10 protein-coding genes are annotated in these 13,813 nt (G+C 61.3%); 4 read left to right on the forward strand and 6 right to left on the reverse strand.

What is annotated here, in order from left to right:
• Positions 1-61: 61 nt before the first annotated feature.
• Positions 62-2,704, forward strand: a complete 2,643-nt coding sequence (locus tag AB8B02_RS27535; RefSeq protein ID WP_439065707.1) for an EAL domain-containing protein — start codon at positions 62-64, stop codon at positions 2,702-2,704.
• Between the two features lie 3 nt (positions 2,705-2,707).
• On the opposite strand, the gene AB8B02_RS27540 is transcribed toward AB8B02_RS27535, so the two are convergent.
• From AB8B02_RS27540 to AB8B02_RS27555, 4 genes are all read right to left on the reverse strand, one after another.
• Positions 2,708-4,321, reverse strand: a complete 1,614-nt coding sequence (locus tag AB8B02_RS27540; RefSeq protein ID WP_439065708.1) for an ATP-binding protein — start codon at positions 4,319-4,321, stop codon at positions 2,708-2,710.
• A gap of 93 nt (positions 4,322-4,414) precedes the next feature.
• Entirely contained in the window at positions 4,415-4,825 is a 411-nt protein-coding gene (locus tag AB8B02_RS27545) for a response regulator (protein WP_439065709.1), read from the reverse strand.
• Between the two features lie 221 nt (positions 4,826-5,046).
• A complete protein-coding gene (locus AB8B02_RS27550) occupies positions 5,047-5,505 on the reverse strand; it encodes a PaaI family thioesterase (RefSeq protein WP_439065710.1) in 459 nt (152 codons plus the stop codon).
• 1,123 nt (positions 5,506-6,628) lie between these two features.
• Positions 6,629-7,630, reverse strand: coding sequence for an NADP-dependent oxidoreductase (locus tag AB8B02_RS27555; protein WP_093759920.1), 1,002 nt, complete (start codon positions 7,628-7,630; stop codon positions 6,629-6,631).
• Between the two features lie 234 nt (positions 7,631-7,864).
• Here AB8B02_RS27555 and AB8B02_RS27560 point away from each other — a divergent pair, with 234 nt between their 5' ends.
• Together AB8B02_RS27560 and AB8B02_RS27565 are read left to right on the forward strand one after the other, a co-directional pair.
• Positions 7,865-9,160 (forward strand): dicarboxylate/amino acid:cation symporter, encoded by a 1,296-nt coding sequence (locus AB8B02_RS27560; protein WP_089266305.1) that lies wholly within the window; start codon positions 7,865-7,867, stop codon positions 9,158-9,160.
• An 8-nt stretch (positions 9,161-9,168) separates the two neighbouring features.
• Positions 9,169-10,086 (forward strand): amino acid ABC transporter substrate-binding protein, encoded by a 918-nt coding sequence (locus AB8B02_RS27565; RefSeq protein ID WP_439065711.1) that lies wholly within the window; start codon positions 9,169-9,171, stop codon positions 10,084-10,086.
• A gap of 178 nt (positions 10,087-10,264) precedes the next feature.
• Here AB8B02_RS27565 and AB8B02_RS27570 read toward each other — a convergent pair whose 3' ends face one another.
• Positions 10,265-11,584 carry a bifunctional folylpolyglutamate synthase/dihydrofolate synthase gene (locus AB8B02_RS27570; RefSeq protein WP_439065712.1) on the reverse strand — a complete coding sequence of 440 codons (1,320 nt, stop codon included), beginning with the start codon at positions 11,582-11,584 and terminating at the stop codon, positions 10,265-10,267.
• On the reverse strand, positions 11,577-12,584 hold the full coding sequence (locus AB8B02_RS27575; protein ID WP_439065713.1) for a hypothetical protein: 1,008 nt from the start codon (positions 12,582-12,584) through the stop codon (positions 11,577-11,579). The genes AB8B02_RS27570 and AB8B02_RS27575 overlap by 8 nt, the downstream gene beginning before the upstream one ends.
• 374 nt (positions 12,585-12,958) lie before the next feature.
• Between AB8B02_RS27575 and AB8B02_RS27580 the strand changes: the two genes are divergently transcribed.
• Entirely contained in the window at positions 12,959-13,732 is a 774-nt protein-coding gene (locus AB8B02_RS27580) for a ferredoxin--NADP reductase (RefSeq protein WP_089266309.1), read from the forward strand.
• Positions 13,733-13,813 lie beyond the last annotated feature (81 nt).

Raw genomic sequence — 13,813 nt, forward strand, 5'->3', positions numbered from 1 at the left:
CCGCTGTAACGAAGACAGTTGTCGTCGTGCTCCCGCGGCTCCTGTGATCGAAGGTCGTTTCATGTCTGCAAGTCCTGTCGGCCAGCCCAGCGAAGAGGCGAAGGCGCTGTTCTCTGCATTCGAACAGGCGGTCGATGCTGTCGTGATCACCGGGATCGACAACGAGATCAGGCATTTCAATGCTGCTGCCGAGCGGATGTGGGGATATCACCGCGACGAAGTTGTCGGCCGGCAGGTCAGCTTCCTCGTTCCCCTCGACGTGCGCGAACATCTCGATGGAGTGATTGCGGCAAAGTCTGCCATGGATCCGCAAGTAGCGGTCAAGGGCCGCCGCGAGTTCAGGATCAGCCGCAAGGACGGGAGCGAGGCCTGGGGCGCGTTCTCGATCTCGCGTGTCGATTATGCCGGCAAGACGCTCTACATCAACTTCATCCGCGACGTGACGGACGATGTCCGTGACCGCGAACAAAATGCGCTGATGGCACTGGTTGCCGAAAAGACCGACCGCGTCGTGATGGTCTCCAAACGCGACATGACCATCGTCTATGTCAACGACGCTTTCACGGAGCTGTTCGGATACACGCTTGCGGAAGCGATGGGTAAACACCCGCGGGATTTGCTGACCGGAGAATATACCGACAACGAAACGCTGGAGCGGTTTCACGCGCAGATCGATGCCGAAGGACACGGGCAAGAGGATATCCTTGTCTATGACAAGGACGGTCACGAGATCTGGATCTCAAGCACGGTCAACGCAGGCCGCAACAAAGCCGGCGAGGTCGAGCATCTGGTCGCGGTGCTCGACGACATCACCGAGAGCAAGCAGATCCATTCGCTGCAGCATCATGTGCTGGAAAATCTCGCCAATGACATGCCGGTCATGGATGTGATCGGCGATCTCTGCCACCGCGTCGAAGCCATCGCGCCCGATATCGTCCCGTCGGTTCTGCATGTGGACGCGGACGGCCGGCTCCATCCACTCGGCGGCCCCAGTCTCCCGCCGGCCTTCGCGCCCATTATTGACGGTATTGCCATCGGTCCCGATGTCGGGTCCTGCGGCGCGGCAGCCTTTCTCGGCCACGCGGTGCTGGCCACCGATATCGCCACCGATCCGCGGTGGCAGCTTTATAGCAGCCTGCCGTTGGAGGCCGGCCTGCGCGCCTGCTGGTCGACGCCGATCAAGGCGCGGGACGGCCGCGTCATCGGCGCCTTTGCCTTCTATTTCCGCGAGACACGGGGCCCGACGCGCTGGCACCAGACCATCGTCGATGCCTGTGTGCATCTGTGCGCACTGGCCATTGAACGGCACGAGGCCCGCAGCGAAATCGCGCGTCTGGCCTATTTCGATGCGCTGACCGGCCTGCCGAACCGCGCGCAACTGCGCCAGATCCTGACGGGGCTGATCGACAAGAGCAAGCCGAGGGACCGCATTGCGGTGATGTTCCTCGATATCGATCACTTCAAGGACGTCAACGACACGCTCGGTCATTCCATTGGCGACGAGTTGCTGGTCAAGGTCACGCAACGACTGTGCAGGCAAATCCGGCCGGCCGATACGCTGAGCCGGCAGGGCGGCGACGAATTCGTCATTGTGCTGCCGAATTGCGATGTTGAAGGCGCCGCCTTGATCGCCAGCCGCCTGCTCGAGACACTGCTGCCGCCCATGCAGCTTGGCGCCAAGCTGGTGCCGGTATCGGCCAGCATCGGCGTCAGCATCTATCCCGACAATGCCGGCGATATCGATGGTCTGCTCAAACATGCCGATGCGGCGATGTATCAGGCCAAGCAGGCCGGCCGCTCGACCTATCGCTTCTTCAGTGCGGAGATGAACCGCGTCAGCGAGGAGCGACTCGCCTTCAGTACGGCGCTGCGCAATGCCATCGTGCAGGATGCGCTGCGGCTTCACTATCAGCCGCAGGTTCGCGCTGACGGTCGCCTTTACGGTGTCGAGGCGCTGGCTCGCTGGTCAGATCCGGTGCTCGGCGAAGTGCCGCCATCGAAATTCATTCCGCTCGCGGAAGAATACGGACTGATCGAGCTGATCGGCACATGGTCGCTGCGCGAAGCCTGCCGGCAGGTCGCGGCCTGGCGCAGAAATGGCGTCGACGTGCCCAGCGTCTCGGTCAATCTGTCGCCGATCAATTTCCAGAATGGCGATCTCGCCACGCTGGTCGGCGAAGTGATCGCCGAAAACGGTCTGTCGCCGGACATGCTGATGCTGGAGGTCACCGAAGGCGTGGTGATGAGCGAGCATTCGACCGCCGTCGAGACCATGGAGAAAATTCGCAAATCCGGCGTGCAGCTGTCGATGGATGATTTCGGTACCGGCTATTCCAGCCTCAGCCGTCTCGCGCATCTGCCGATTCGTGAATTGAAGATCGATCGCAGCTTCATGCGCGGCCTTGAAAGCGAGGCGAGCGCGCTGGCGATTACGCGGGCCATCATACGCGTTGGCCAGAGCCTCGACATGATCGTGGTCGCCGAAGGCGTCGAGACCGACGGGCAGCGCCGGATTCTCACCAAACTCGGCTGCGACGTTATCCAGGGCTTCGTCTATTCGCCTGCGCTGCCGGTGCCGGATTTCGAACTCTGGCTCGCTGGTCACGAAACGTCGCGTGCCGCCATTGCCCTGAGTGAGATGCGGCGTCAGGCGCATCCGGAGCGGACGCTGGGCGTCGTCCCGTCCGTCAGACGGATCCCGTAGTCGCTATCTCTTGTCGAGCATCTCGCGCACCTTGTTGCCGAGGGCCGCTTGTGTAATCGGCTTCTGCAGCAAGGAGACGCCGGGATCGAGCCGGCCCTGATGCACGATGGCGTTGCGCGAATAGCCGGTCATGAACAGCACTTTCAGCTTCGGCTGCCGCTTCTGCATCTCGTCGGCCAGCAGTCGCCCGTTCATGCCGGGCATCACGATATCGGTCAGCAGCAGGTCGAACGGTTCGGGATCTTCGGTGAAGTCGGCCAGCGCTGCGTCGGCATTGCCGGCTTCGCGGACCTGATAGTTGAGACCTTCCAGCGTCTCGACCAGGTAGGACCGCACATCCGGATCGTCCTCCACGATCATCACAGTCTCGTTGCCCTTGCTGCCGACGATGCGCCTCTCGATCTCGCTTGCCTGCTCCGTATGCTGCCTGCTGCGCGGCAGATAGACCTTGATGGTCGTGCCTTCGCCGACCTCGCTATAGATCTTCACATGGCCGCCGGATTGCTTGACGAAGCCGTAGACCTGGCTCAGGCCGAGGCCGGTGCCCTGTCCGGGCTCCTTGGTGGTGAAGAACGGGTCGAACGCGCGCTCCTGCACGTCCTTGGGCATGCCCGGTCCGGTATCCGTCACCGAGATCAGGACATACTGCCCGATGACGACATCCGAATGCTGCAGGGCGTAGATCTCGTCGATGAAAGCGTTGCTGGTTTCGATCGTCAGCTTGCCGATCTTCAGATGGTCTTGGCCGGCCATGGCGTCGCGTGCATTGACCACGAGATTGAGGATGGCGGCTTCCATCTGGCTCGGATCGACCTCGACCTGCCACAGCCCGGCGCCGCCGACGATTTCGAGATCGATATTCTCGCTCAATGTGCGCTGGAAGAAATCCGACATGCCGTGGAGCAATCCGTTGACATTGATGGTCTTCGGGTCGAGCGGCTGCTTGCGTGCGAAGGCGAGCAGGCGCTGGGTCAGCACCACGGCGCGTTGCGCGCCGCCGGCCGCGCTGGCAATGACGCGCCTGAGGCGATCACGTGACGATTCCGTCCAGGTCGAGATGCTGTGCTCGGCGATTTCGAGATTGCCGATGATGATGGTCAGCAGATTGTTGAAGTCATGGGCGACACCGCCGGTGAGATGGCCGATCGCTTCCATCTTCTGCGTATGGCGCAGCATGTCCTCGGCTTCGCGCCGGTGCCGGCCCTCCTCGATCAGCGCCAGTTCGGTTTCGCGCAACTGTGCGGGCGAGGGGATCGCCAGTAGCCGCGGTAGCAGTGGCCAGAGAATCGCTGCGGTGACGACCGAAGCGACGGCCGTGATCGCCTTGAGGATTCCTTCGGCGCCATAGGCCGGAACCCACAGCGTGTAGATCGACATCACATGGGTCAGGCCGCAGGCCATGATGAAGAGCGCGAAGGCCCAGAAGATCCAGCCGAACTCCACATCGCGGCGCTTCCAGACGAAGATCGTGAGTACGACGGGGATCGAGAAATAGGCCGCGGCGATCAGCGCATCCGAGCCGACATGAAGCCAGATCAGGCCGGGGTCCCACAGCAGACAAATGCCGTGCGGCGCAAACATGGAACTATCGAGAAAGTTCTGGAGTGATGCCCACATCGCCTGCCCCCGCCGATAGCTGGTATCTAGCAACCGAGGGTGACCGGGCGGTGTGGAGGCGTCAAGCGTGAGCGCAATTGCGAACGCGGCTTATCAGATGCCGAATGCGCTGCGAGGATTGGCGAATTCGGTGAGGGCGCCGATGATCTGGTGCTGCCGATAGGGTTTGGGAATGAAGCGACCGCCATCCGGCAGGTCGCGTTCGCCTATCCTGAAGTGGCCTGATGTTGCGATGATGCGAATGGGCGGCCAGCGATTGGCGACCGCATGGGCGAGCTTGAGCCCGTTCATCGAGCCGGGCATGTCGATATCGGTAAAGATGATGCGGATATCGTTGCGCGCTTCGAGCACGCGGATCGCAGCGTCAGCATCCTGCGCCTCGATCACCCGGAAACCGGCGTCCTCGATCATCTCGACCGCAAACATGCGCAGCAGTACATCGTCCTCGACGACCAGGACGGTGGCGGGGAGGGCGGTGTCGTTTACGGCAGCGTCTTGGGCCATGGGATTTGAACCTTGATCGCCGGTTCCATGGGCCACAGGGCCGGGATGGTTCGGGTCGAAAGCATCGGTCAGTCTAAACGTGATCAATCGAATACGAATATAGGTCGCGTAAAAACTGTTTTGGTTCGCATGTCTTTGCTAAGCGAGGTGATCGCGCTTTCGTTCCGCCGCGTGCGAAAAAAAATCCGTGAAGATGACGAAAATCCGCGGCGGCCGTCAGGTCAGTCGTTCTTGCGCCCGGCGTCGGTGCGGTCGCGGACCGTCTTGAACACACCATGTGCCGTGGCGACCACGTGATCGTTCACACTGACCTCGGTGCTCATGAAGATCAGGCTCTTGGTGGCACGCACGACCTTCGGCCGGGAGATCATCAGGTCGCCGATCCGTGCGGCATCGACGAAATAAGTATCCATCTGGACCGTGGCGAGCGCCTCGACCCCCGCAGCCTCGCGCGCCGCCATGCCGCAGCTCCGGTCGGCCAGCGTCATCACCGCCCCGCCCTGAACCACGCCGCGGCGGTTGCGGTGCTTGTCCTGGCCGAGAATGGCGAATTCATTGATGCCATCGACGATCCGGTGCCACATCGGGCCGACGAAATGGATGAACCCGTCATCGTCCATGATGCTCCAGCCGGCCGCTTCGAGTTCAGCATAGGCCGCGTCAGTCGCCACATCAGTCATGGATTTTCCTTCTTCCGAGATATCGGTGGGCTGGAGGGAGTGAGGGCTAGGTCATACAAAAGCGGGGAGCGGGTGGATAGGACGTCGCGGCGAGGGCGCGCGTCGCAATCTGCATGGCTCGTCGCTCGTTGTTCCGGGGCGCTGTCCTCCCCCATTGTCATTCCGGGGCCGGCCGGCACTTGCCGGACGCGAACCCGGAATCCCAGAGTGTTTTGCGCTGTCTGGAGATTCCCATGCTGGGCTTCCGGGTTCGGTCCCGTCGCCTCCGGCGCCGGTCCCGCTCTCAGGCAAACCAATTGGTTTGCCGGGGAATGACGAGCTTGGGGCGGCATGACAGCGCCTAAACATTTTTTCCTATACTCTGTTGACAATATCCCAGCCAGGTTTATATTCCCCTTCGTCCTGCCCCACCGAGAGGGGCGATCGCGATCGTCACGTTCGCGGGGTGGGATGCGGTGGACGCCGGAGATGCGGCGTCACGCGGTTCATGGGGGAACGTCTGTCTTCGGGCAGGACGGATCTGCGCCAGCACTGCCACTGGCAAGGAGACGGCCGGCCTTCGGATGGAAAGAATCCTGGACAGTGTGACGGACGACCAAGTCAAAACGCGTTCGGCCTAGTCGCTTGAGGCTCCCTTCCCATCGCCTTGGGACTTTAATTCGCGATCGGAGCGTTCGTCGAGGCAAAGTGCAAGCAACCGAAAAAACACCGCATGCGGAACGTCGGGCAATCGCTCGGCGCCTCCGAAAGTCCTGATGCACTCTCAATTGCGGAAGACCGCATTCGCATCAGGCCCAAGGGTGCAACGGGCACCCGGCGTTCCGCACGCCCTCTCACAAGAGGGGGGGAATGCAAGAGACGACGGCGCCCCCGCGCCGCAAACAATGGGGGCGATGACGCATGTCTGAAGAGCAGTGGCTGTTTGACATTCTGGGTTTGCGATGGCGCGACGGCGCCAGAAATATCCCTCTCCCTTTGCGGGGAGGGTCGGCCGATAGGCCGGGGTGGGGGTGCCACAAGCGACGCCCTCACGTGGGGCACCCCACCCGTCACGTTTGTTCGCTTCGCTCTCAAACGCGCCACCCTCCCCGCTCGCTACGCTCGGGGGAGGGGAAAGGAAGTCCTACACCTTCACCATCCGCTTGCCCCGGTTCTCACCGGCCAGCAAACCGATCAGGGCCTGCGGCGTGTTCTCCAGCCCGTCGATGACGTCTTCCTGCACCTTGAGCTTGCCGGCGGCGACCCAGGACTGCAGATCGGTCAAAGCCTTTTCGCGCTGGTTCATATAGTCCATCACGATGAAGCCCTGCATGATCAGGCGTTTCACTACGATCAGACCGGGCACGCCGCGTGGGCCGGTCGCCGAGGGCGCGCCGTCATATTGCGAGATGGCGCCGCAGCAGGCGATGCGGCCGTTGAGATTCATTTGTGCGAGACAAGCCTCGAGAATGTCACCGCCGACATTGTCGAAATAGACGTCGATGCCACCCGGCGCAGCCGCCTTCAGCGCCTTGAACACCGCGCCGTCCTTGTAGTCCACCGCGGCATCGAAGCCGAGTTCTTTGGTCAGCCAGTCGCATTTGTCCTTGCCGCCGGCGATGCCGATCACCCGGCAGCCCTTGATCTTGGCAATCTGGCCGACGATGGAGCCGACCGAACCGGCCGCCGCCGAGACGACGACGGTCTCGCCCGCCTTGGGCTTGCCGACGTCCAGCAGGCCGAAATAGGCTGTAAGTCCGGCGATGCCATAGACGCTGAGCAGATGCGTCATCGGCTCCATTGATGGCATCTTGTTGAGATGCTTGGCCGGCACCGCCGCGTAATTCTGCCAGCCGGTGTCGCCGAACACGATGTCACCCGGCTTCAGCGCAGGCGACTTCGACGACACGACTTCGGCAATGCCGCCGCCCGCCATCACCGTATTGGCCTCGACGGCAGCGCGATAGGTCGCGCCGTGCATCCACGCGCGATTGGCCGCATCGAGCGAGATGTATCGCACGCGCAGCAGCGCCTCGCCGTCCTTCGGCTCGGGAATCGGACCCTTTGATAGTTTGAAATGCTCGGGCCCCAATTTTCCTGTGGGCTTTTCGACGAGCAGCACCTGATGATTGACGGTGTCGGTCATGGCCGTTGTCTCCCTGTTTCTTCCTTTGTCGAAACTTGTTGCAGTCGCCGCGTACAAAACAATCAGGCTGCACAGTTTTTGTAGTTGGCGATGACGCTATGCGGCAGCGCGGCATTCCACAACGGCTATTTGCCGCCTGATGATACCGAAACGGTACGCGGCTGACGAAGCTTGTTGCGCGCTCTGATCAATATGACAGACTGTCGCAGTTGGGAATGTGTAACGGGGGTCGGTATGTCGAACAGGTTTACGCAATACATTCTGATCGCGATGGCGCTGGGCATCGTGATGGGCTCGCTGGTTTTCAACTATTTGCCCGATAGTCGCGGCGAGATCGCGGCCGACGTCAATCTGATCGCCATGTTGTTTTTGCGCCTGATCAAGATGATCATCGCGCCCCTGGTCTTTGCCACGCTGGTCGGCGGCATCGCCCATATGGGCTCGGGCTCCAAGCTCGGCCGCATCTTCGCCAAGACCATGGGCTGGTTCGTCAGCGCGTCCTTCATCTCGCTGCTGCTCGGCCTCGTGATGGTCAACCTGTTGCAGCCCGGCGCGAATTTCCCGGGAACGCTACCGGCTGCGGGGCAATCGACGGGCTTGCCGGTGTCGGCTTTCTCCATTGAAAAATTCCTCACCCATTTGATCCCGACCTCTATCGCAGACGCGATGGCGCAGAACGAAATCCTGCAGATCGTCATCTTTGCCGTGTTCTTCGCAGTTGCGATGGGCGCCATGCCGGAACGCTCCAAGCCGATGCTGCAACTGATCGATGATCTCGGTCACATCATGCTGAAAGTGACGGGCTATGTGATGCTGTTCGCGCCGCTCGCGGTGTGGGCGGCGATCATGGCGACCGTGTCGAAGAATGGCCTCGGTGTGTTGTGGAAGCTGATCGTCTTCATGGGCGGCTTCTATCTGTCGCTGGCGATCCTGTGGGGCATTCTCGTGGTGGTCGGCTTCATCGTCATCGGGCCGCGCTACAGCCATCTGCTGCGGCTGATCCGCGAACCCTTGATGATTGCGTTTTCCACGGCAAGTTCGGAAGCTGCCTATCCGAAGACGCTGGAAGGTCTTAACCGCTTCGGTGCCTCGTCGCGCATCTCCAGTTTCGTGCTGCCGCTGGGCTATTCGTTCAATCTCGACGGCACGATGATGTACTGCACCTTCGCCAGTATCTTCATCGCGCAGACCTATCACATCGAAATGTCGCTCGGCACGCAGCTCGCGATGCTAGCGACATTGATGATCACCTCGAAGGGCGTGGCCGGCGTGCCGCGGGCCTCGCTGGTGGTGATCGCGTCGACGCTCAGCCAGTTCAACATTCCCGAAGCGGGCTTGTTGATGATCATGGGCATCGACACTTTCTTGGACATGGGCCGCAGCGCCACCAATGTGATCGGCAATTCGCTGGCCACGGCGGTGGTCGCGAAATGGGAGGGCGAACTCGCGCCCGAACATGAGCTCGGCCCCGACGATGTGGTGCCTGGCGACATGATCCCCGGAGAAATCCCCGCCCTCGGACATGGTTGAGGTGCGTGATGCGCTACTATCTGACCGGTTCGATCACCGGGCTTCTGGCAGCTTTGCTGCTGGCGACGACTACGCAGGCGCAAGCTCCTGCGGAAGGGCTTAGCCCGACGCTGGCGGCGATCAAGAAGGCGCATGTGGTCAAGCTCGGCTACCGCGAGAGCTCGCCGCCATTCTCGTTTCTCGACCAGGCCGGCCGGCCGATCGGCTACAGTCTCGAACTCTGCGAGGCCATCGTCGAGGATATCGGCATCGAGGTCGACGATCCCCAGCTCAAGATCGAATATGTAAAAGTGACGTCGGACGATCGCATTCCCGCGGTGGTCGACGGCAAGATCGATCTCGAATGCGGCTCGACCACGGCCAATGCCGAACGGCGCAAGCAGGTTGCGTTCTCGCCGCTGATGTTCGTCGCCGGCACCAAGCTGATGGTGCCGAAAACCACCACGGGTACCGCGCCGACCGACTTCAAGGGCAAGACCATCGTCGTCACCAAAGGCACCACCAACGAACAGGCGATGCATGCGGTCGATAAGAAGTTCAATCTCGGCCTCAACATCGTGGTCTCGCCCGATCATGAGCAGAGCTACCAGATGCTGGTTGACGGCAAGGCCGATGCCTTCGCGACCGACGATATCCTGCTGTCGGGCCTGATCGCGCGGCACAAGTCGCAGGACAAATTCCGCGTGGTCGGCGATTACCTGTCCTATGATCCCTACGGCATCATGTTCCGCAAGGGCGAGAAGCAGTTGAGTGACGTCGTCGAGCGCACCTTCCGGCGCCTCGGCTCAAACCGCGATCTGATCCCGCTCTATAACAAATGGTTCGTCGCGCGCTTGCCGACCGGCGAGCGCATGGGCGTTTCGATCTCGCCGCAGTTGGAGGAGAGCTTCAAGGTGCTGGACGATTCAGCGGGCGGGACGAATTGAGGCTTAGCGTGCTTCATTAGGTCCGCGGTACTATCAAATGTCGTCCCCGCGAAGGCGGGGACCCATAACCTCCGAGGCTGAGGTTAGAAACTGCCGTAGCCACCGTGCCAAATCTTTTAATCGGCGTGTATGGGTCCCCGCCTTCGCGGGGACGACGGCTGAGAGGCCGCTCAATCTCTCAAAAAAACACCAGATCCTGCGCCTTGCCGCCTCGCAGCACCGTGGCATATTCGATCGCCGCGAACAGTCCACCCGCCACATAGATCTTGCGCGGCACGGCGCGAGCCAGTTGCTGGCTGAGGCGCACCGCGTCTTCCATGGCATTGGCCACATGAATGCGCGCCGCCGGATGAGCCTTGCGCGCTGCAGCGCCGACCACGCGCGCGTCGGCGCCCTTGTGATAGGCGCGGGTGCACACGATCGTATCGAAGACGGGCGCGAGATGCTTGGCGATATCGTCGACATTCTTGTCGCCGGAGACGCCGAGCACGAGCAACCAGTTGTCGTCGCCGTGGATGGCGCGAAGGCTCTTCAGGGCCTGCGCCACGCCATCGGGCGTATGGCCGACATCGATGACGGTCAGGGGATCGCGCTGAACGATCTCGAGCCGTCCTGGCCATCTGGTATCGCGCAGCCCGGTCCGGACCGCGAGATCGATGGCGCTGGTGGTCGCATCCGGATGCATGCGCTGCATCCAGAGAATGAACAGCGCAGCTGCAATGGCAGCATTGTTGAGCTGGAACTCGCCGGCCAGCATGAGTTCGAGCGCGCGCAGATCGAATGCGCCCAGCCGGCAGTTGAAGGCCTGGGCCTTGGATGATGCAAAGACGTTGCTGATCGTGATCTCGTCGCCGATATGCAGGCCGGTGACGTTGCGGTTGCGATTGTACTCGGCGAGATTGCCGCGCATGGGCAGGCAGTTCTCGCCATAGACGACGGTGCCGCCCGAGATACATGCATCGCTCTTGTCGCAGGCGATCAGCTCCAGCGAGTTGCCGAGCAGGTTGACGTGTTCGAGATCGACCGAGGTGACGCAGGTGATGTCGGCGCCGACCAGTCGAACCGGATCGTAGCGTCCGCCGATGCCCGCCTCGAACACGGCGAATTCGCATTCGGTCTCCTGGAAATACAGGCAGGCCAGCGCGAACTGAGCCTCGAAGGCACCGAAAGTCTCATGCAGCGTGTGCTGCTTGAGATCTGCGATGGCAGTGGCCACGCGCAGGACGACGGCTTCCAGCAACTCGTCATCGACGGGTACGCCGTCAATCTGGAAGCGCTCATTGAAGCGATAGAGGTGCGGTGACGTGAACAAGCCTGTCCGCAGGCCGAAAGCGCGTCCGATGCTGGCGCAGAATGCCGCGGTCGAGCCCTTGCCGTTGGAGCCGGTGACAACGACGGAATGTTTGCGCAGCCTGACACGGTCGATCGACAGCGCATCGAGCAGCAGGGACAGCCGGGCGAGGCATAGGCCGTCGCCATATTTGGGCAGGTTAAACATCGAGCAGGCCGATCGCCATGAATGTATGCTGCCAGATGCGCAGGATCAGATCCTCGCGGCCGCTGTCTTCGAGAAAGCGGATCGAGGGATTGGCATTGACCTCGATCACGCGCATGGCCGCAGCATCTCCGTCAATATCCGTAAACAGGTCGACCGCGCCAGCGCGCAGGCCGAGCGCCTTGGCGGCCTGCAGCGCCATCGCAAAGGCAACAGTTTCGTTGCCCGGCGCCGCAAAGCTCATGCTGCCGCCTGCGCTGCGATTCATCCGGCCGGGAATCGCGCGCCGCTCACCGTATGGCAGCACGCGATCGAGGGAGGTATCATCGAGGCCTGTGGCGGCCGACGAAATCCCGTGGCGGTCCAGCGCGGACGTCTCCGCGGCGATCAATTGCCTGAGCGTCGCCTTGCCGTCGCCGGTCACAAAGGGCGACGTCTTCTGCGCGCAATACACGACCTCGTCGTCGAGGATGAACACGCGATATTCCTGGCCGGAATAGATGCGCTGCATCAGGATCGCGTCATAATACTGCGCGACCTGCCTGAGATAAGCCATGAGCGCGTCGCCGCCCACGACGATCTCCGCAAAGTCGCCGCGCGATCCCATCAGCGGTTTGATGAAGGCCCGGTCGCCGAGTTCGGCGAAATGCCAGACGGCGTCGGCATGTTCGTGACCGGGCGGGCGATGGGCGCGATAACGCTCATGCAGGAAGAAGTATTTCCCGCCCAAAGTCGGGACGCCGGCACGCTCCATCAGCACATTGGCGAAATACTTGTCATTCGCCAGCGTCGCAGCCGTGGCATTGTTCTGCGGAAAGAACGAGCCGCGTCCGGCGCCGAAGGATGCGCTTCTGCCGTTGCGGCCGACAGTGAAGATCAGGCCCGTTCCGCCATCGACGTCGGCGAAATCCAGCCCGAACTGGCGGCAAGCGTATTCGGCATAGATCGACTGGTCGGGATAGGATGGGGGCTTTCCAGCCCGGATGTCGCGAAGGGATGTCATCAAGGACCAGGCCGACGATTGAACGAAAAGCCGCCTGCGACGACTTTAACGAGGTGGCCGGAAACTACCGGATCGGGATCACGCGATCCAGCCGGATACCATTAACGGTGTCCGGCAAGAAACTGAACGAAACCTCCCATATCGGGTAATTTAATGTCGCGGCCAGATGGGCTCCTGCTGCATGGGTAACCTGCTTTGGAAATTAATCGTCCGCCTCCCTCAGTCCGCAATTGCACTTCATGGCTACTTTGACTAATTGTCATTCGCAGCTGCGAGAACCAAAATTAGCCAATAGCCGCAATGGTTTCTCGGCATCGTGACGCGGCAAACAATGGACTTGTTCTAAAAAAGCCCGCACTGGAAAATCAGATCTCATGAGCGCCTTTCACAGAGAGAAAGTTCTTTCCGTCCAGCATTGGACCGATACACTTTTCAGCTTCAAAGCTACCCGCGACACCTCGTTCCGGTTCCAGAACGGCCAGTTCGCCATGATCGGCCTGGAAGTCGATGGCAAGCCGCTGTTGCGCGCCTATTCGATGGCCAGCGCGAACCACGAAGAAGAGCTGGAATTCTTCAGCATCAAGGTGCCGGATGGTCCGCTGACCTCGCGCCTGCAGAAGATCAAGGAAGGCGACACCATCCTGGTCGGCCGTAAGGCCGTCGGCACGCTGATCACCGACAATCTTTTGCCCGGCAAGCGCCTGCTGATGCTCTCCACCGGCACCGGCCTCGCGCCGTTCGCCAGCCTGATCAAGGACCCGGACGTCTATGAGCGCTACGAGCATGTGGTGCTCGTGCATGGCTGCCGTCAGGTTTCCGAACTCGCTTATGGCGAGCGCCTGGTCGCCAAGCTGGCCGAGGACGAGCTGTTCGGCGAACTGATGAAGGACAAGTTCACCTATTACCCGACGGTCACTCGCGAGCCGTTCCGCAACCGCGGCCGGATCACGGACCTGATCGCGTCGTCGCAGCTGTTCAATGACATCGGCCAGGGCCCGCTTTCGATCGAGACCGACCGCATCATGCTGTGCGGCAGCCCGAGCATGCTCGAAGATCTCAAGATCATGTTCGAAGAGCGCGATTTCATCGAAGGCAGCGGCTCAAAGCCGGGCCACTTCGTGATCGAGAAGGCGTTCGTCGAGCGCTAAGGCAGCCCGAGACCATCAAAATTCACTGCACTTCAAAACCCGCGCTCCGGCGCGGGTTTTGTCGTCTGGGGCCCTCGCTTT

The organism is Tardiphaga sp. 862_B3_N4_1 (genome assembly GCF_051811085.1).
Classification (GTDB): Bacteria; Pseudomonadota; Alphaproteobacteria; order Rhizobiales; family Xanthobacteraceae; genus Tardiphaga; species Tardiphaga robiniae.